Origin of the sequence: Archangium violaceum Cb vi76 (genome assembly GCF_000733295.1) — a bacterium.
In the GTDB taxonomy this organism is placed as follows: Bacteria; Myxococcota; Myxococcia; order Myxococcales; family Myxococcaceae; genus Archangium; species Archangium violaceum.
Window position 1 is genome coordinate 1 of sequence record NZ_JPMI01000403.1, and the last position, 18,328, is coordinate 18,328.

Here is an 18,328-nt window from a genome sequence, read left to right on the forward strand (position 1 = left end):
GGGGATAGCCGTTCTCCTTGAAGAGAACCCCCGTCACCGGATGCCGCTGGCCCGCCAGGTGCTCGTTCTTGTGCCAGCGAGCCTTCTCACATTCCGGGACCTGGTCGGGCGCGTGGGCCGTTCCCGGCATCAGGACGAGCGCGGCGACCCGAGCCCAGAATGGCATGGGGAGCGCGATGGGCTGGGGCACTCTTGCCGGTGGCGACTGGACGGCCGTGTTGCCCGGCGTAGGCGATTGGATGGGAACCATCGGCCGGGGATTCGGCGCGATGCGCGGGGACGCGGAGGGTTCCCCTGGCGCATCCAGGGCCGGCGGTGGAGGGCTCGGCCGGAACACGGGCTTCGGTCCATGGACATCCGCGGGACCGGACCCCGGATTGGCCGTGAGCCTCGTGGGCCCCTCTTGCACTGGCGCGAATCCAGTGGATGGTTCCGGCAGCGCCCGCTCATGCTCTGCCCCTCTGTCGTGCCGCGATTCATCCCCGGCTCTTTCCTCCAGAAACGAAGGGGTGGGTGGCCGGTATCTGGAGTTGGAGAGCAGGCTCCCAGCGGGTGGCCGCGGGGGCCCCTGTGAGGCACACCCAACGGGGAGTACCAACGCGGCCAGCACCAGCACCCATGCCCCTGCGCGATGAGGCCAGAGACACGGGCCCTGGAACGACTGGCGCGGCCGGGTGCCGGAAAGCGGAGGCATGTCGGACCTCTTCCCTGGAAGCGGCAGGAACTCGGGACTTCACTCCTGGATTACAGGGAAGGTCTGACAGTCACACTTCGCTGCCGCCGTGCACCCAAGTGGGCAGCGCAGGGGTGTTTACATGCTCCCGCTCAGGTGTGGCCGACGAGGACCCCGGGACCGACGTAGACGGTGCCCGCCGGACGCAGGATGTAGGTCCCCGTCGAGACGTCGTAATAGATGTTCGCGGCTCCTCCGGTCACCGCGCGTGCCTCGCCCTCGGTGAGCTCGGGAAGCCGCGAGAGCACGTCCACTCCGCGCCGGGGCGCCTGGTTCTTCTTCATCGTCCTCATGTCCGTATCCCTCCTGATTGCGCTTCGTTCAAAGGGGGTTACGCACCCGGCCCGTGTTTGGATGAGTGCGCCTCCGAGGCTCGGAACACGCCCGGCTGGCTACCCGGTGCCCACTGTGTGCCAGGGCCCGGGCCATGGGATGATGGGGGGCATGTCGAGGCCGCTGATCACCACCGTGGGTTGTTGCTCCAGCACCACCGCTCGCATCTCCATCACCGCGAAGAATGGCCTCACCCATGCCCGGCTCGCGTTCCGCTCGGGGGAGGGCGCCTTCCAGGAGCGTTCCCTGCGGCTGAGCCGGCCCGAGGGCTCCTCCTTCCTCCACGGCTCGTTCGAGCTGGAGGGGCTCGCCGCGTCCTCCACGGTCGAGTACGCGGTGGCCGTCTCGGCCTCGGAGGAGGGGCTTCCCTCGCTCCAGGAGCTCTCGTGCGCGGGGGGACTCTCCCGTTTCCGGCTGCTGCCTCCGCCCGGCCAGCCGCTGCGCATCGGTCTGGTGAGCTGCAATGGCTGCTACACGGTGAACGAGCCGTCCCGGCGTCATGCCATGTGGAAGCGGCTCGGGGAGGTGGTCGCGGCGGGGGAGGTGGATCTGTTGATCCACCTGGGAGATCAGATCTACGCGGACCACATCCGCGAGGCGTGGCAGCGCGCCGACCTGGATGACTGCCTGACGCCCCAGAACGAGGAGCTGATGCATCGGCTGCGCGAGTCCTTCCGCGCCGTGTACTGCGAGACGTGGCAGCGGCCGGAGCTCGCCGCGGTGCTCGGCTCGGTGCCCTCGATGATGATGTGGGACGATCACGACATCTTCGACGGGTGGGGCTCCCACGACGAGGTGACTCCCGCGGACCGCGCCTTCTTCGAGGCCGCGCGGACGGCCTTCGGGGAGTTCCAACAGCGCCTGAACCCTCCGGGCTTCAGTGACTCGTTCGGCTTCGGGTGGGTGAGCAATGGTGTCGGGCTGCTGGTGCTCGACGGGCGCTCGCACCGCGATTGGAAGGAGCAGACCATCATCGGCCGCAAGCAGTGGGCCGAGATCGATACGTGGCTGGAGGCCCAACTGAGCGCGGGGCTCAAGCGGCTCTTCGTCGTCACGGGCGTGCCCCCTCTGCATGCGAAGGTGGCGGCGGCCAGTAAAGTCCTGGAGAAGCTCGGGCTCACCTCGTTCCTCGGAGACGTGAGGGACTCGTGGATGGAGCCCAACAACGCCGAGGAGCTGCGCAAGCTGCTCAACCGGCTCTTCGACTTCCGCAAGCGCTCGCCAGGAACCGAGGTGACGTTGGTGGGTGGGGACGTGCATGTGGGGACGACGGCCCGGCTGCGCTCCCGGATGCCCTCCCACAAGCGCAATGACTCCGACCAACCGGAGCTCACCCAGGTGGTCTCCAGCGGCATCGGCTCCGAGCCTCCCACCGGCTTCCTCCGCAAGGTGGTGGAGCTCGGCGTCGGCTCGGAGTCGGTGGACATGTACCAGGATCTCTTCCACGGGAGGCTGCTGGAGCTGCCGGGCAATCCGGATGGGCGCCTGCTCTTCCGGAGGAACTTCGCCGTGCTGGACCTCGGCCCGAGCGGGAAGGAGGGGTGGGACCCCGACCGGAACCTGCGCGTGCGCTACTACGCCGAGGGCCTGGAGCGCCCCATCGAACAGACGTTGCTGGCGCTCTGACACGAAGCACCCCTGTGGGGGGAAGGCGTCGTCTACACTGGGGGCGTGATGCGCCCCTCCGAGCAGAGTCCTCCTCCAGGAGTCCGCGCCTGGCTCCACGAGATCATCTTCGAGTCGGACACTCCGGCGGGGAAGGCGTTCGACGTGGCGCTGCTGTGGGCCATCGTCCTCAGCGTGCTCGCGGTGATGTTGGAGAGCGTGGGGCCCATCCGCGCGCGGTACGGGCCGGTCATTCGCGTCGTGGAGTGGGGCTTCACCCTCCTGTTCACCCTGGAGTACGTGCTGCGGCTCTTCGCCGTGAGCCGCCCCTTGCTCTACGCGCGGAGCTTCTTCGGGCTGGTGGACCTCCTGGCCATCCTGCCCACCTATGTGAGCCTGATGATGCCCGGGGCCCAGTCGCTGCTGGTGGTCCGCGTGTTGCGCATGTTGCGCATCTTCCGTGTGCTCAAGCTGGTGAACTTCCTCGGGGAGGCCGAGGTGCTCCTCACCGCCCTGCGCGCGAGCCGGCCGAAGATCACCGTCTTCCTCGGGGCGGTGCTGAGCACGGTCGTCATCATGGGCTCGGTGATGTACATGGTGGAGGGCGAGGCGAACGGCTTCGACAGCATCCCGCGTGGCATGTACTGGGCCATCGTCACCATGACCACGGTGGGCTTCGGTGACATCACCCCCAAGACGGTGCCCGGGCAGTTCATCGCCTCGGTGCTGATGATCATGGGCTACGGCGTCATCGCGGTCCCCACGGGCATCGTGTCGGTGGAGCTCGCGGCGGCGTCCCGTCCCGGGCTCAACCCCGAGGCCTGTCCCGGCTGTGGCGCCGAGGGCCATGACGTGGACGCGGTGCACTGCAAGTTCTGCGGCACCCGCCTCTGATCCAGGGACCATCTTTCACGGCAAGACATGATCAATCAGGTGGGCATTGCCCCGCGCCGCATGTCTCTGCGAGCGTCCGGGCACCTCCAGGGCACACCGCTCGCGAGGGCTCATCCAAAAGGCTGCCATGCATTCACTCCGCGTCCTGTTCACAGGCGTCCTTCTCCTCCTGCTCGTGGGGAGACCCGCGAGCGCAGAAGTTCCCGCGGCATCCGCGTCCACTCCTTCCGCCGCCTACCAGTGGCTGGACATCTCCCTGGAGGCCACGGCTCGCGAGGTGGACCTCCGGGGCGCTCGCCCCACGGTGCTGTCGCGCACGTTGGCCATCGTGCTGACGGCCATGTACGACGCCTGGGCGGCCTATGACACGCGGGCGGTGGGCACGCGTCTGGGTGGCTCGCTGCGCCGTCCGCGAGCCGAGCACACCCTGGCCAACAAGGAGAAGGCCATCGCCTACGCCGCCTATCGCGCCCTGCTGTCCGTCTACCCGGACGAGCAGGCCTATTACGCGGCGCAGATGCGTCAGCGGGGCTACGACCCGGACGACATGTCCACCAACCCCTCCACGCCGCAGGGGGTGGGCAACCTCGCCGCCGCGGCGGTCCTCGCGTACCGGCGCCATGACGGCTCCAACCAGTTCGGCGACGAGCCGGGCTCCGATGGCACTCCCTACTCCGATTACACCGGCTACACGCCCGTCAATCCGCCGGACCGCATCATCGACCCCAACCGCTGGCAGCCCATTTCGTTCGACGACGGAAACGGTGGCACGGTGACGCCCGGCTTCCTCACGCCGCACTGGTACCGGGTGACGCCCTTCGCGCTCGCGTCCAGCAGCCAGTTCCGTCCGCCGCCGCCGCCCCTCGTGGGCTCGCCGCAGCTGCGCCGCGAGGTGAAGCAGGTCATGGATTTCAACGCCACCCTCACTCCGGAGGAGAAGGCCCTCGTCGAGTTCATGCGCGACGGCCCGCGCTCCACGGGCCAGTCGGGCCACTGGCTGAGCTTCGCCCAGGACGTGTCGCGGCGGGACCGCTACGGGTTGGACCAGGACGTGAAGCTCTTCTTCTCCGTGGCCAACGTGGCCATGGACGCCTTCATCGCCGCCTGGGAGTCCAAGCGCTTCTATGACAGCTCCCGCCCGTGGACGCTGGTGCGCTACGACGAGGCCGGCAAGAAGGTGTGGGGCTGGGTCGGTCCGGGGCAGGGGGTCGATCGCATCCCGGCCGAGCAGTGGCATCCCTACTCGCCGTCCACGTTCATCACCCCGCCGTTCCCCGGCTATGTGTCCGGGCACAGCGCGGTGAGCGCCGCGAGCGGCCGGATGCTGGAGCTGTTCACCGGCAGGGACACCTTCGGCAAGGTGGCGCACCTGAGGGCGGGCGACTTCACCGAGCCGGGCTTCCCGTGCAACATCATCCAGCAGCGCAAGGGCAAGCCCTCCAACGACACGGAAGAGGACTGCCAGGTCACGCTGTCTCTGCCCACCTTCAGCGCGACGGCGGAGATGGCCGGCATCTCCCGCCTGATGGGCGGCTACCACATCCAGGCGGACAACGAGATGGGGCTGGAGATGGGGCGCCGGGTGGCGAACTTCGTCTGGCCGCGCATCCAGGCCTACTTCAACGGCACGGTCCGGGTGAGCGAGGCGCCGTAGCGCCTCGACGGGCGCGCGTGGCCGCTAGGAGAGCGGTAGCTCCAGGGTGGCCACGGCGCCCATGCCGGGTCCCTCGCTGTCCAGGGTGAGGGAGCCCTTCAGCATCTGCGCCGCCAGCGCGCTCGAGTGCAGCCCGAAGCCGTGGCCGTCCTTGCGCGTGGTGAAGCCGTGCGCGAACAGCTTGTCCTTCACCTCCGGCGCGATTCCCGCTCCGTCATCCACCACCTGGATGCGCACCATCCGCTCCCGCATCAGCAGCCGCACCCACAGGTTGCGCTTGCCCTCGGGCATCCTGTCCAGCGAGTGCTTCGCGTTGCTGATCAGGTTGATGAGGATCTGCAGCACCTTGTGTTTGTCCACACTGATCCTGGGCACTGGCGACAGCTCGCGCCGCACGTTCACGCCGTGACGCTGCAGCGCCGCCATCTGGATGCGCAGCGCGTCGTCGATGAGCTGGGCCGGATCGCACTCCTCCGTCATCAGCGCGTTCGTGGCGTACTTCTGCTGCACCTGGACGATGGCGCGGATGTGCTCGACGTGCCGGCCCATCGCATCCATGTCGTCCATCAGGCGCGTCTGCTCACGCACCAGCTCATCGGCCAGTGCGGACAGGTACTCCGGCAGGTTGCGGCCTCGCGGATCCCGGGACAGGTAATTCACCAGCTCCTCACGGTTCTCCCACAGCAGGGCCGCGGCCTGCTTCAACCGGCTCACGCGCGAGGTTCCCACGGCCTGGCGCATCATCTCGAGGTTGACGACGGCGCTGGTGAGCACATTGCCCACGTTGTGCAGCACGTTGGAGGCCACCTCGGCCATTCCCACCTCGCGCGCGGTGTCCACCAGACGGGACTGGGCCTTCCGGAGCTCGCGCGTGCGCTCGTCCACCCGTTGCTCCAACTCGTCGTTGGCCCGGCGCAGATCCGTCTTGGCGCGCTGCACGTCCGCGTACAGCCGCGCGTTCTCGATGGAGATGGCCGCCTGCGAGGCGATGTGCCCCAGGAGCGCCAGGCGTGCCGGGCTGAAGGCGTTGGTGGCCAGGTTGTTCTCCAGGTACAGCGCCCCGGAGAACTGCTCCTGCCTCACCAGGGGCAGGCACAACACCGAGCGCGCCCCCCCACGCTCCAGGTAGGGATCGGACGAGAAGGGATGGGGCTTGGAGGCATCCCCGATGAGCACGTGCTCGCGCGTGCGCCGGACATAGGCCAGGAGCGTCCACGGAAGCTCCCGGGCCGCCTCTTCCCCCGCGAGGACCTCGGCGCCGCCCTGCGCGATATCCGAGAAGGCCGCCACCGAGAGCGTGTCCCCGCTCGGCAGCAGCAGGGCGCCTCGTTGGGCTCCCGCGTTCTCGATGGCCGCCCGCATCATCGTCCTCACCAGCCGCTCCAGCTCGATCTCGCCGGAGATGGCCTGCTGGGCCTTGACCACCGTGAGCGCGTCGATGCGGGTCGAGTCCGTACTGCTGGTGTCCGACTTGTCCACGGTGGCCGCGGAGGGCTCGAGGTGGGGCCACCGGGCCACCAGGTGCTGGACCTTGGCCGTGGCTCCCCAGTGTTGATACGCCGCCCGGGCCTCGCGCGCGAAGGCATGGGCAACGATGGGAGCCTGCCGCGTGTGCCAGAAGTTCGCCGCGAGCTCACTGGCCAGCCCCACGTGCTGGGTGGCTCCGCTCTCCCGGGCCAGGCGGATGGCCTCCTCGTAGGCGCGTGTCGCCTCATCCGGCCGCTCCTGGAGGCGGGCCAGCTCCGCGGTCACCAGCCGCTCGCACGCGCGGAAGGTCTCGGGGCACTGCTCGGCCCACTCCGCGAGCTGCCGCTGGTCGCGCCGCATGTCCACGAGCGCCCGCTGCCGCTCCTCCGGCGAGGCGCCCTCGAAACGCATGGCCAGGGTCAGGGCCCGGAAGAGGTGGAACTCCCGCACGTAGATGCTGCCGATGTTGGACCAGAGGAGCCCGGCCGCCTTGTCCGCCGCGTCGAGCGCCTCCTCGTGGTTGCCGCACATGAAGCGCGACTCGAGCTTCACGAGCCAGTACCGGAACCGCATGCTGCTCATGCGGTCGGGCGTCATCCTGGCCTCGAAGGCCGGCTCGTCGAAGCCCTCTCCGCTCAGCGTGTAGAACGAGAGCGAGCGCCCGCGCAGTTGCCGCACGTAGCTCTGGTAGATGAGGAGCAGCTCCTGCGGATCCAGGACCCCCGCCTTGTCCGCGAACTCCTTGCGCGCGGCCAGCTCCTGGTGGACGTCCTCGAGGTTGTGCCCCATGAGGAGGCGGTTCGTGGCGATCGAGGAGCCGCACCAGCTGGCGGAATAGAAGTCCCCCGACTGGAGCCCCTGCTGGAAGCCGGCGAGGGTGATCTCCTGCGCGCTCGCCAGGGGCTGGGTGAAGGTGGCGATGCTCTGCAGGGCGAGGAGCGCGTTGGACCGGAGGGCGGGCAGGTTGTGCCGCTCCACGAATTCGCAGGCGAGCAGGGCCAGGGCCTCGCCTTCCTGGTACCGCTTGAAGAAGATGCCGGTGAGCACCCCGAACCAGCCCAACCCCAGCACCGACGCCTCCACGAAGCCGTGGCGGAGGGTGAGGGTGACCAGCCGGCTCAGGTTGATGGTGAGCAGGTGGTTGTCGGTGACGTAGGCCTTCACGAAGAGCGAGGCCAGGGCACCCATCACGACCTTCATCTCCGGGTCGGTCATGAGGGGCAGCTGGAGGAGGCTCTCCATGGGGCGCTCCGCCAGCAGGGCCCACGCCTCCGCATGAGCGGCCTCCGCCTCCTCCCGGGTGGGGTGCGCGGAGATGGGCATGCCGAGCAGCGCCAGGCTCTCCAGGACGCACGAGACGGCGGCCTGGATCTCCCCCGTGGCGATGCAGACGTCACTCTTCAGGCACCAGGCGGCCGTGGTGTCCGCCCGGGTCCGGGCCCGGCAGAGGGCTTGCTCCACCCACTGGCGCGCCTCGGCGACGTTGCCGCTCACGAGCTCACATCTCGCCCGCGCGAGCCGCATCTGGAAGGCCAGCGTGTAGTCCGTCTCCCAGGGGTCTCCGGGAATGAGCGTGAAGGCCGTGGCGAAGTAGGTGATGGCGGGGCGGAGCGCCACCGCGGCCTCGGCCTTCCACCCGGCCTCCGCGTTCAGCCGCGCCACCCGGTGGCGTTCCTCCGGAGCCTCGATCAGGTCCACGCCCGCGTTGAGCTGGCTCACCACGTCGAAGAGCGTCTCGCGCACCTGCTCCTGGGACTGGCTCTCGAGCAGCAACCGGCCGATGCGCAGGTGCACGGCCTTCCGCTCCGTCTCGGAGATGAGCGAGTGGGCGGCCTGCTGGATGCGGTCGTGGAGGAAGCGGTACTGCTCCGGACCGGCGCGGATCAGCATGCCTTCCTGGAGCGCGGGCTCGAGCCCCTGTTCCACCTGCTCCACGTCCTCGCCGAAGCCAGAGAGGGTGCCCAGCATCTGGAGCGTGAAGACATTGCCCACGCACGCCGCCAGCCGCAGCAGGTGCTGCGTCCCGGAGGGGAACTGGCGCAGCTTGACCACCATGAAGTCGACGACGTTGTCGCAGTAGTCCCGGGCCCGCACCCCCTCGGCGTTCCACTGCCAGCCACCCCCGGGCACGCGCACCACGAGCCCATCGTGGTGGATCGCCACCATCAACTGCAGCAGGAAGAAGGGGTTGCCCCCCGTCTTCTCGTGCAGCAGCGCCGAGAGGGGCGCGACGACCTCCCCTCCCGCGCCGGGCAGCGTATCGCCCACGAGCTGCTCCACCTGCTCCACGTTCAGCGGCTCCAGGCGGAGATCCGTCATCCGGGCTCCCGCCTTGCGCACGGCCTCCAATACCGGCACCAGCGGGTGCGAGGGACTCACCTCGTTGTCCCGGTAGGCCCCCATCCACAACACCGGGGGCGTCTCCGGCTGTGACAGCAGCTGCTGGATCAGCTGGAGGCTGGCCAGGTCCGCCCACTGCAGGTCATCCAGGAACACCACCATCGGGTGCTCCGGGGTGGCGAACACCCCCAGGAACTGGCGGATCACCTTGCGCAAGCGGTGCTGCGCCTCGACGCTGGGCAGCGCCGGCAGCACGGGTTGTGAACCCACCAGCACTTCCAGTTGAGGCACCAGGTCCACGAGCACCTGGCCCTGGCCATCCCAGGCCTGGTTCACCCGCTCGCGCCAGCGCGCGAGCTCCGTGTCATTCCCCGCCAGCAACTGCTGCACCAGCCCGCGCAGCGCCTGGGCCAGCGTGGCGTACGGAATGTCCCGTTGGAACTGGTCGAACTTGCCGCTCAGGAAGAACCCGCGCCGCTGCACCACCGGCTTGTACAGCTCGTGCACCACCGAGGACTTGCCGATTCCCGAGTACCCGCTGACCAGGAACAGCTCCGGCCGGCCCGTGCGCGCCACCCGCTCGAAGCCCTGGAGCAGGGTGGACACCTGCGCGTCACGCCCGTAGAGCCGCTGGGGCAGTTGGAACCGGTAGGGCGTGTCCTGCGTCCCCAGCGCGAACACCTCCTGCGCGCTCTGGCCCAGCGCCTCGCGGCACCGCTCCAGGTCCGCCTTCAGGCCCGCGGCGCTCTGGTAGCGCTCCTCGGCCACCTTCGCCAGCAGCTTCAGCACGAGCGCGGACAAGGCCGGCGGCACCTCGGGGTTGAGCTCGTGCGGTGGCCGTGGCGTCTGCGCCATGTGCGCGTGGAACCACTCGAGCGCGTCCCGCCCCTGGAACGGGCGCCGCCCCGTCAACAGCTCGTAGAATGTCACTCCCAGTGAATAGAAGTCCGTCCGGTAGTCCACCGCCCGGTTCATCCGCCCCGTCTGCTCCGGGGACATGTACGCCGGCGTCCCCTCGATCAGATGCGTGGGCGCCGCGTCCAGGTGCTCCACCTTCTGCAGCGTGGCCACCCCGAAGTCGATGAGCCGCGCCTCACCCGACGGCTCCACGATGATGTTGGAGGGCTTGATGTCCTTGTGGATGACGTTGCGGCAGTGGACCTCCTCCAGGGTGGAGGCCAGGGAGATGGCCAGCTCCAGGAACCGGGAGAGCTCCAGGGGCTGGCCCGTGGACTCGGACAGGGTTTCTCCCTGCACCTTCTCCAGCAGCAACACGGGCCGCTCGCGGAGCCGCTCGCAGGCATAGGGCCGGGCCACTCCGCGTACGTCCCGCAACCGCTGCAGGATGGAGAACTCGCGCCGGTACCGCTCGCTCTCGCCGGGGCCGGGCGAGGGCGCCATCGGCGTCTTGAGGATGACGGGGAGGCCATCCGCCTCGCGCACCGCCTGGAAGAGCACGTTCGAGCCCGTCGCTCGAATGGTGCCAAGAACTCTGTAACCCGGGATGTCCAACATGGATGATCGTCCTCGGCGGAAACCGGGCCCCATGAGCTCGTCACGCCAACGCGCCGGAGCGTACGCGCTTGGCCGAGGGGATGGGTAGACCATGACGCCCCGAGCCTTGAGCTAGACTTCCCGGCCGGGCCACTCTGCCTGACCCTGCCGCTCGCGGTCCCACCGCCCGGAACCATGAGGCGTTCAGCACAGAAGAAGGGAACAACATGAGGCTTGATGTCTTCTCGGAAATGCAGCACCCGAAGGAGCGCTGGGGCGAGGCGGACCATGAGCACCGCCTGTTCCAGGAGACCCTGGAGCAGGCGAGGCTGGCCGACGAGATGGGGTACGGCGTGTGGTGGCAGGTCGAGCACCACGCGGCGGGGGAGTTCAGCTATAGCTCGGCGCCCGAGTGCATGCTGACGGCCATCGCCATGAGCACGAAGCGGCTGCATGTCGGGCACTCGTCCGTGCTGGCGCCCGCGCGCTTCAATCACCCCATCCGAGTCGCCGAGCGCTCGGCCTTCATCGACCACCTGAGCGGGGGCCGCTTCCAGCTCGGCCTGGCCCGGAGCACCATCCCCGAGTGGCGGACCTTCAACATCCACCCCGACTCCACCCGGGGGCAGATGCAGGAGGCCTTCGAGATGATCCCCCAGATGTGGACCCAGCAGTCGTTCTCCTGGGAGAGCCGCGACTTCCAGATCAAGAACGTCAACATCGTCCCGAAGCCCTACCGCAAGCCGCACCCGCCGCTCTGGCAGGCGTGCTCCAGTCCGGCCTCGTTCGAGCAGGCGGGGCGCAATGGCGTGGGGGCGCTCGGGGTGACGCTGTGGGCCTCCCTGGAGGAGGTGGCGGAGATGATCCACATCTACCGCGAGGCCATCCGCAAGCACTGCAAGCCGGTGGGCCAGTTCGTGAACGAGCAGGTGGCCTTCTTCACCTTCGTCCACTGCGCGGACAGCGAGCAGGAGGCGATGGAGAACGGCGCGGCCCGGGCGGCGGCCCGGTACACCAGCGGCTCCTTCACGTTCTTCGAGGCGAAGGAGGCGTTCATCAAGACGGCCACCGAGCTCGAGGCCATGGCGAAGGATCCGGCGGGCGGTGGGCTGACCGGCCAGTACCTGCGGAAGAAGGACCCGAACGCGCCGCACTCCCGGGCGCAGCGCGTCATCGGCCGGATCATGCAGGGCGAGGACGTCCCGGACCAGGAGGTCTGGGAGGTGCTGGGCGAGCAGGAGTCGCTGATCGTCGGGACGAAGGACCAGGTGCGCAAGCGGCTCAAGCGCTACGAGTCGCTGGGCATCGACGCCCTCATGTCCTTCCATCAGGTGGCCCCCCTGACGCACGAGAAGGTCATGAAGAGCCTCCGCCTCACGGGCGAGCTGATCCCGGAGTTCAGCGCCCCGAAGGCGCCCTAGCGGAGTGTCCGTGGATGTCCCCTCTCCCTCTGGGAGAGGGTCAGGGTGAGGGTCTTCCGGCTGTACCCGGAAGGGGCGCCCACACGGTGGGATGCCGGGCTGGAGGGCGGCCGAGCAGATAGCGGGCATGTCCCGCGCCCGTCGCGGGTATAAGGCGGCGCCAATGGCCGTCCGTTTCGAGCTCGTCACCACCGACCCCACCGGGGCCCGTGCCGGGGTGCTGCATACCCGGCGGGGCTCCATCCCCACGCCCGTCTTCATGCCGGTGGGCACCCACGCCTCCTTCCGCCACCTGGGCATGGAGGAGGTGAAGGCCACTGGCGCGAGGATCATCCTGTCCAACACGTACCACCTGATGCTCAAGCCGGGCATCGAGGTGTTCAAGCGCTTCGGCGGCATCCACCCCTTCATGCAGTGGGATGGGGCGGTGCTCACCGACTCGGGCGGGTTCCAGATCTTCTCGCTGCCCGAGGACCGGCTCATCACCGAGAAGGGCGCTCACTTCCGCAGCTTCCACGACAACAGCCGCCAGCTCCTCAGCCCCGAGTCCAGCATCGCCATGCAGCAGGCGATCAACTCGGAGATCATGATGGTGCTGGACGTGTGCATCGACTCGCGCACGGACGAGGCCGGCACGCGCGAGGCCATGGAGCGCACCCACCGCTGGGCCCTGCGCAGCCTCGCGGCCAAGAACCAGGTGGACACCGGGCAGGCCCTCTTCGCCATCGTCCAGGGCGGCGTGCACCCGAACCTGCGCGACGAGAGCTCCGCCTTCCTCACCCAGCACCCCTTCGACGGCTTCGCCATCGGCGGCCTCGCGGTGGGGGAGACGAACGAGGAGCGCAAGACCATGACGGCCCGCGCCGCCGCGTCGCTGCCCCAGGACAAGCCTCGCTACCTCATGGGCGTGGGCACCCCCACGGACCTGCTCGAGGCCGTGCTGCGCGGCGTGGACATGTTCGACTGCATCATCCCCACGAAGATGGCGCAGCAGGGCTACGCCTATACCTTCCAGGGACTCGTGCGGATCACGCGCCAGGTGTTCCGGCTGTCGGACGAGCCGTTGGATCCGACGTGCGACTGCCCCGTGTGCAAGCGCTTCAGCCGCGGCTACCTGCAACACCTCATGAGCGGCAAGCACCACATCGGCTCGCGCATGTTGTCCGTGCACAACGTGCACCACTACCAGCAGCTCACCTGGAAGATGCGCGACGCCATCCTCCGAGGCTCCTACGCGCAGGCCTACCGCGAGCTGAAGCAGGCGGTGGCCACGCCCAAGGATCTCAAGGAGGCGAAGCTCGAGGTGGGCCCGGGCGCCGTCACCCTGAAGGAAGTGGGCTGAGCGCGTGGACTCCGAGAACCCTCGGGATGGTGACTTCGAGCTGGTGACGTTGCGCAACGGCTCGCGGGCGGTGCGGCACCTCGGGCACGGGGAGGTGATGCACCCCTCGGTGGGCCCGTGGCAGGAGGCCCTGCGCCTCTACGTGGAGCAGCCCCGGCTGGCCGAGCGTTTGCGCACCCCGGGCGAAACACTCGTCATCCACGACGTGGGCCTGGGGGCGGCCACCAACGCGGTGGCGGCGCTCACCTGTGCGCGGGAGCTGGGCGCCGAGCGCCGGAGGGCCCTGGAGCTGGTGAGCTTCGAGGTGGACCTGGCGCCGCTGCGGCTGGCGCTGGCGGACGCGGCGGGCTTCCCCTTCCTGCAACCCTTCCGCGAGGCGGCCGAGGCCCTCATGCGTGACGGCGTCTGGGAGGCCGAGGGCCTGCGCTGGCGGCTGCACCTGGGGGATGCGCAGGGGCTGATCGACGCGGGGCTGCCCAGGGCGGACCTGGTGTTCTTCGATCCGTTCTCCCCGGCGTCCAACCCGGAGATGTGGACGACGCGCGTGCTGTCCCAGGTGAGGGCGTGCTGCCGGGAGGAGGGGGAGGGGGCGCAGTTGCTGACGTACAGCGCGGCCACCCCCACGCGCGTCACGCTGCTGCTGGCGGGCTTCTACGTGGGAGCGGGCGTGTCCACGGGAACCAAGGGCGAGACGACGGTGGGGGCCACACACCGCGAGTCCCTGGCTCTACCGCTGGGAGAGCGCTGGCTGGAGCGGTGGCGCCGCTCCTCGTCCCGCGCGCCCCATGGGGAGCCCCTCACGCCGGAGCTCGAGGCGAGGGTGCTCGCCCATCCGCAGTGGCGGGTGGGCTGAGCACCGGAGTCCTTCGAACCTAGGCCGGAGGCCGGGTCGAGGCCTGAGCCGCCGCGGAGCCGCGCGCGGCGAGCTCGGGCGAGACGGCGGTGTCGGCCTGCTCGGACCAGCGCACGTGGTAGGTGGCGGACTGGCCGTCGAAGCCCTCGGGGACGACGGCGACGCGCTGACCACCGGCCAGCTCGGCCGCGCGAGCCAGGGCACCGGCCACGAAGGTCGGCTGATCCGCGCCGATGTCCGTCAGCCAGAACTCCACCTCGGTCGGCCCCCGCTCCACGATTCGCACCTCACTGCAATTGGTGCTGGTCCGGAAGCAGAGCCGGGCCTGCGTCAGCGCCCTCCGGGGACCGAGCAGCCGGGCCACGCCCAGCAGCGTCCGCCCGAAGAGAGTGGAGAAGTAGCCATCCATGAAGCGCTCACCGAGGGAGTAGTACGCCGCCTCGGCGGGCATACCCGCGTAGATGTGGCCCGCCGCGATGCGGAGGAAGTTCTTCCACTGCTCGAGCGTGTAGGTGGGAGAAAGCTTCTGCTCCAGGTCGAGCCCCGCCTCACGCAGGCGCAGACGGCACGCGGGCGTGATCCGGTTCTCGAGTGCCTTGAGGAAAAGCGCCTCGACGGTTCCTGCATAGACGAGCTTGTCGCCGGTCATAGGCCTCCTGGTATATCCGGTCGGCGGCCGTCCCCGCTACATGGCTGTTCAGGCAGCGTGCACTTGTGCACGAGAAGTGAACAAAAACCGGGAGTTTGGCGTGAGACTGGAACACCCGGTGCGCTCCGGATTGACGGGGGGAGCAGGTGCGGGTGTGTAAGGGAGTGTCATGAGGACTGTTAACGGACCGGATTCGGACTAACCTTTGGACCATCAGGAGGTTCATCCATGCGTCCTCTTCGTGTGTCCGATGACATCGTTCCGGTCAGCGACTTCAAGGCCCAGGCATCCGAGTGGTTGCGGCGCATCGGGGAGTCCGGACAGCCGCTGGTCATCACCCAGAACGGCAAGCCCGCCGGCGTCCTGCTCTCGCCCCAATCGTTCGACAGCCTGATGGACAGAGCTCGTTTCGTCGCGGCCGTTGAGGAGGGTCTCGAGGACGCGGAGGCCGGACGGGTTCATTCACATGAAGCCGTCGTGGCCGAAATGAAGAAACGGTACCGGAAGCCCGAGCCCAGGTGAGCCAGCGCAAGCCACCGCCGCCGGAAGAACGCCCTTCGCATGAAGTGGTTTGGACTGAGCGTGCGCTGAAGGATCTGCGGGCGATTGGCGACTACATCGCCGGGGATGATCCCGTGGCCGCGGAGCGATGGGTCGGTCTGCTCATCGCCACCGCCGAGTCCGCCGCGGCCACGCCCTTCGCTGGGCGCGTCGTTCCTGAGCTGCGGCGCGACGAGGTACGGGAGGTCTTTCGGAAGACGTACCGGATCGTCTATCGCGTACGAGAGCAGACGATCGAAATCCTGACGGTCTTCGAGGGTCATCGCCGTTTCCCGGGAGGACTCCTCGCCGGGGATGACGAGCCGTGATGGGGCCGGAATGGGGGTTGGACTCCTTTCGTTGACCAGGGATGGCCCCGGACGCCGTCATGCACTTTTCCCGGATGGCGGCTCGCCCTCCCGCCTAGAGTCCTGACCAATGGTGACGATCGAAACTCCCCGTGCGCCGCTCGCGGCGCTGCTGCCCGACCGCTCGCAGGGTCCCCTGGATTCCGATGAGATCCTCAGCCGCTTCGTCGGCTGGGTCGAGTCCACCGGCCTGTCCCTCTACCCGGCGCAGGAGGAGGCCATCCTCGAGCTCCTGGGTGGCAAGCACCTGTTCCTCAAGACCCCCACGGGTTCGGGCAAGTCGCTCGTCGCCATGGCCCTCCACTTCAAGGCCATGGCCGAAGGTAAGGTGTCCTACTACACCTGTCCCATCAAGGCGCTGGTCAACGAGAAGTTCTTCGCGCTGTGCGAGGCCTTCGGACCGGAGAACGTGGGCCTGCTCACCGGCGACGCGGCCATCAACCGCGAGGCGCGCATCCTCTGCTGCACGGCCGAAATCCTGGCCAACCTGGCCCTGCGCGACGCCACGCTGAGCGCGGACTACGTGGTGATGGACGAGTTCCACTACTACGCGGACCGCGAGCGCGGCATCGCCTGGCAGATTCCGCTCATCACGCTGCCGCGGACCACGTTCCTGATGATGTCGGCGACGCTGGGGGACACGCACCTCATCGAGGAGCGGCTGCAGGAGTTCACCGGCCGTGAGGTGGCCAGCGTCCGCAGCGCGCAGCGCCCGGTGCCGCTGGACTTCGAGTACCGCGAGACGCCGCTGCACGAGACCATCCAGGACCTCATCCGGCTGAACAAGGCGCCCATCTACCTGGTGAACTTCTCGCAGCGGGCCGCGGCCGAGCAGGCGCAGAACCTGATGAGCGTGGACTTCTCCACCAAGGAGGACAAGGAGGCCATCCGGCAGGCGCTGATGGAGGCGTCCTTCGACACGCCCTACGGCAAGGACTTCCAGCGCTTCCTGCGCCACGGCATCGGCATGCACCACGCGGGCCTCTTGCCCAAGTACCGGCTGCTGGTGGAGCGGCTGGCGCAGACGGGCCTGCTCAAGGTCATCAGCGGCACGGACACGCTGGGCGTGGGGGTGAACATCCCCATCCGCACGGTGCTCTTCACGCAGCTCTTCAAGTTCAACGGCGACAAGCTGGCCACGCTGAGCGTGCGCGACTTCCAGCAGATCGCCGGGCGCGCGGGCCGCAAGGGCTTCGACACGCAGGGCAGCGTGGTGGCGCAGGCCCCCGAGCACGTCATCGAGAACGTGAAGATCGCCCAGAAGGAGGCCAAGGGTGGCAAGCGGCTGCCGCGCAAGCCTCCGCCGCAGAAGGGCTTCGTCAACTACGACAAGAACACCTTCGAGCGGCTGCAGGCCGGAATCCCCGAGGCGCTGGAGTCGCGCTTCGAGGTGACGCACGGCTTCCTGCTCAACCTGCTGCAGAGCGAGATGGTGGGCGGCGCCGAGGGATACCAGCGGCTGGTGCGGCTCATCTTCCGCTCGCACGGCTCGGAGTACATCAAGCGGCGCAACCTGAAGGAGGCCGCGGCGTGCTTCCGGACCCTGCGCAACGCGGGCCTGGTGATCGTGCAGAAGGGGCAGGACGGCTCGGGGGCCACGGTGATGGTGGCGCCGGGGCTGCAGCGTGACTTCTCGCTCAACCAGACGCTGTCGCTCTACCTGCTGGACACGCTCAACAAGCTGGACCACGAGGCGGAGACGTACGCGCTGGACGTGGTGACGCTGGTGGAGTCCATCTGCGAGAATCCGGAGGTGGTGCTCTACGCCCAACTGCACGAGCTCAAGGGCAACAAGATCAACGAGCTGAAGGCCCAGGGCATGGAGTACGACCAGCGGATGGAGGAGCTGGAGAAGCTCGAGTGGCCCAAGCCCAACCGGGACTTCATCTACACCACCTTCAACGCCTTCGCGGAGAAGCACCCCTGGGTGGGCGCGGAGAACATCCGGCCCAAGTCCATCGTCCGCGACATGTACGAGCGCTACTTGTCCTTCCACGACTACGTGCGCGAGTACGGCCTGCAGCGCAGCGAGGGCGTGCTGCTGCGCTACCTGGGTGACGTCTACAAGGCGCTCACCCAGACGGTGCCCGAGCGGTACCGCAACCAGGAGGTCAACGAGATCATCGAGTGGCTGCGCGCGATGATCCGCTACGTGGACCAGAGCCTCCTGGAGGAGTGGGAGCGGATGAAGAACCCGGGCGAGGTGGTGGTGCGCCGGGCCGAGGCTCCGGACCGCAAGCCGCAGGATCTCACGGACGATCCCCGGGCCTTCGCGGCGCACGTGCGCAACGAGCTGCACCGGTTGCTGCGGGCGCTCGCCTACAGGCGCTACCCGGACGCGCTGGCGCTGCTGCGGCAGGACGAGGGCGGGGAGCAGTGGACGGTGACGAAGCTCGGCGAGGCGATGACGCCCTACTTCGAGGAGTGCAAGAGTGTGGTGCTCACCCCGCAGGCGCGCCGGCCGGCCAACACCTTCCTCAAGGAGGCGGGCCCGCGGCAGTGGGAGGCCCAGCAGCGGATCCTCGACCCCGAGGGCCATGGCGACTGGATGCTCGACTGCGTGATCGATCTCACCGGACGCAAGGTGGACGACGGGCCGCTGCTCACCCTGCGCCGCATCGGAACGTGAGTCTCC

General features: G+C 68.6%; 12 protein-coding genes. 9 read left to right on the plus strand and 3 right to left on the minus strand.

The window, feature by feature from the left end; translation table 11 throughout:
- Nucleotides 1-825: 825 nt before the first annotated feature.
- On the minus strand, nt 826-1,026 hold the full coding sequence (locus tag Q664_RS59810) for a hypothetical protein (protein ID WP_160174671.1): 201 nt from the start codon (nt 1,024-1,026) through the stop codon (nt 826-828).
- Nucleotides 1,027-1,177: 151 nt separating this feature from the next.
- Here Q664_RS59810 and Q664_RS49125 point away from each other — a divergent pair, with 151 nt between their 5' ends.
- From Q664_RS49125 to Q664_RS49135, 3 genes are all read left to right on the plus strand, one after another.
- The gene (locus Q664_RS49125; protein WP_043413747.1) at nt 1,178-2,692 is read left to right on the plus strand and encodes an alkaline phosphatase D family protein; all 1,515 of its coding nucleotides are present in this window, start codon (nt 1,178-1,180) and stop codon (nt 2,690-2,692) included.
- A gap of 45 nt (nt 2,693-2,737) precedes the next feature.
- Nucleotides 2,738-3,565, plus strand: coding sequence for an ion transporter (locus Q664_RS49130; protein WP_200883884.1), 828 nt, complete (start codon nt 2,738-2,740; stop codon nt 3,563-3,565).
- A 127-nt stretch (nt 3,566-3,692) separates the two neighbouring features.
- Nucleotides 3,693-5,219: a vanadium-dependent haloperoxidase gene (locus tag Q664_RS49135; protein ID WP_043413753.1), complete on the plus strand. Its 1,527-nt coding sequence runs from the start codon at nt 3,693-3,695 to the stop codon at nt 5,217-5,219.
- Nucleotides 5,220-5,243: 24 nt separating this feature from the next.
- On the opposite strand, the gene Q664_RS49140 is transcribed toward Q664_RS49135, so the two are convergent.
- Nucleotides 5,244-10,541, minus strand: a complete 5,298-nt coding sequence (locus tag Q664_RS49140) for a trifunctional serine/threonine-protein kinase/ATP-binding protein/sensor histidine kinase (protein WP_043413755.1) — start codon at nt 10,539-10,541, stop codon at nt 5,244-5,246.
- A 206-nt stretch (nt 10,542-10,747) separates the two neighbouring features.
- Here Q664_RS49140 and Q664_RS49145 point away from each other — a divergent pair, with 206 nt between their 5' ends.
- The 3 genes from Q664_RS49145 (at nt 10,748) to Q664_RS49155 (ending at nt 14,136) form a co-directional block, all read left to right on the plus strand.
- On the plus strand, nt 10,748-11,941 hold the full coding sequence (locus tag Q664_RS49145; protein WP_043413757.1) for an LLM class flavin-dependent oxidoreductase: 1,194 nt from the start codon (nt 10,748-10,750) through the stop codon (nt 11,939-11,941).
- Nucleotides 11,942-12,104: 163 nt separating this feature from the next.
- Nucleotides 12,105-13,283 carry a tRNA guanosine(34) transglycosylase Tgt gene (tgt, locus tag Q664_RS49150; protein ID WP_043413760.1) on the plus strand — a complete coding sequence of 393 codons (1,179 nt, stop codon included), beginning with the start codon at nt 12,105-12,107 and terminating at the stop codon, nt 13,281-13,283.
- Nucleotides 13,284-13,287: 4 nt separating this feature from the next.
- Nucleotides 13,288-14,136 carry an MnmC family methyltransferase gene (locus Q664_RS49155; protein WP_043413762.1) on the plus strand — a complete coding sequence of 283 codons (849 nt, stop codon included), beginning with the start codon at nt 13,288-13,290 and terminating at the stop codon, nt 14,134-14,136.
- Nucleotides 14,137-14,155: 19 nt separating this feature from the next.
- Here Q664_RS49155 and Q664_RS49160 read toward each other — a convergent pair whose 3' ends face one another.
- Nucleotides 14,156-14,785: a TIGR02265 family protein gene (locus Q664_RS49160; protein WP_043413764.1), complete on the minus strand. Its 630-nt coding sequence runs from the start codon at nt 14,783-14,785 to the stop codon at nt 14,156-14,158.
- Nucleotides 14,786-15,013: 228 nt separating this feature from the next.
- Here Q664_RS49160 and Q664_RS49165 point away from each other — a divergent pair, with 228 nt between their 5' ends.
- From Q664_RS49165 to Q664_RS49175, 3 genes are all read left to right on the plus strand, one after another.
- Complete coding sequence (locus Q664_RS49165; RefSeq protein WP_043413767.1) at nt 15,014-15,307, plus strand: type II toxin-antitoxin system Phd/YefM family antitoxin; 294 nt, start codon at nt 15,014-15,016, stop codon at nt 15,305-15,307.
- Nucleotides 15,308-15,351: 44 nt separating this feature from the next.
- Nucleotides 15,352-15,654 carry a type II toxin-antitoxin system RelE/ParE family toxin gene (locus Q664_RS49170; protein WP_043413769.1) on the plus strand — a complete coding sequence of 101 codons (303 nt, stop codon included), beginning with the start codon at nt 15,352-15,354 and terminating at the stop codon, nt 15,652-15,654.
- Nucleotides 15,655-15,763: 109 nt separating this feature from the next.
- A complete protein-coding gene (locus tag Q664_RS49175; RefSeq protein ID WP_043413771.1) occupies nt 15,764-18,322 on the plus strand; it encodes a DEAD/DEAH box helicase in 2,559 nt (852 codons plus the stop codon).
- Nucleotides 18,323-18,328 lie beyond the last annotated feature (6 nt).

Coding starts and splice junctions, on each gene's coding strand:
- Q664_RS49140 (WP_043413755.1), bottom strand. CDS start 10,541: ATGTTGGACATCCCGGGTTACAGAGTTCTTGGCACCATTCGAGCGACG.
- tgt (WP_043413760.1), top strand. CDS start 12,105: ATGGCCGTCCGTTTCGAGCTCGTCACCACCGACCCCACCGGGGCCCGT.
- Q664_RS49160 (WP_043413764.1), bottom strand. CDS start 14,785: ATGACCGGCGACAAGCTCGTCTATGCAGGAACCGTCGAGGCGCTTTTC.
- Q664_RS49125 (WP_043413747.1), top strand. CDS start 1,178: ATGTCGAGGCCGCTGATCACCACCGTGGGTTGTTGCTCCAGCACCACC.
- Q664_RS59810 (WP_160174671.1), bottom strand. CDS start 1,026: ATGAGGACGATGAAGAAGAACCAGGCGCCCCGGCGCGGAGTGGACGTG.
- Q664_RS49175 (WP_043413771.1), top strand. CDS start 15,764: ATGGTGACGATCGAAACTCCCCGTGCGCCGCTCGCGGCGCTGCTGCCC.
- Q664_RS49145 (WP_043413757.1), top strand. CDS start 10,748: ATGAGGCTTGATGTCTTCTCGGAAATGCAGCACCCGAAGGAGCGCTGG.
- Q664_RS49135 (WP_043413753.1), top strand. CDS start 3,693: ATGCATTCACTCCGCGTCCTGTTCACAGGCGTCCTTCTCCTCCTGCTC.
- Q664_RS49165 (WP_043413767.1), top strand. CDS start 15,014: ATGCGTCCTCTTCGTGTGTCCGATGACATCGTTCCGGTCAGCGACTTC.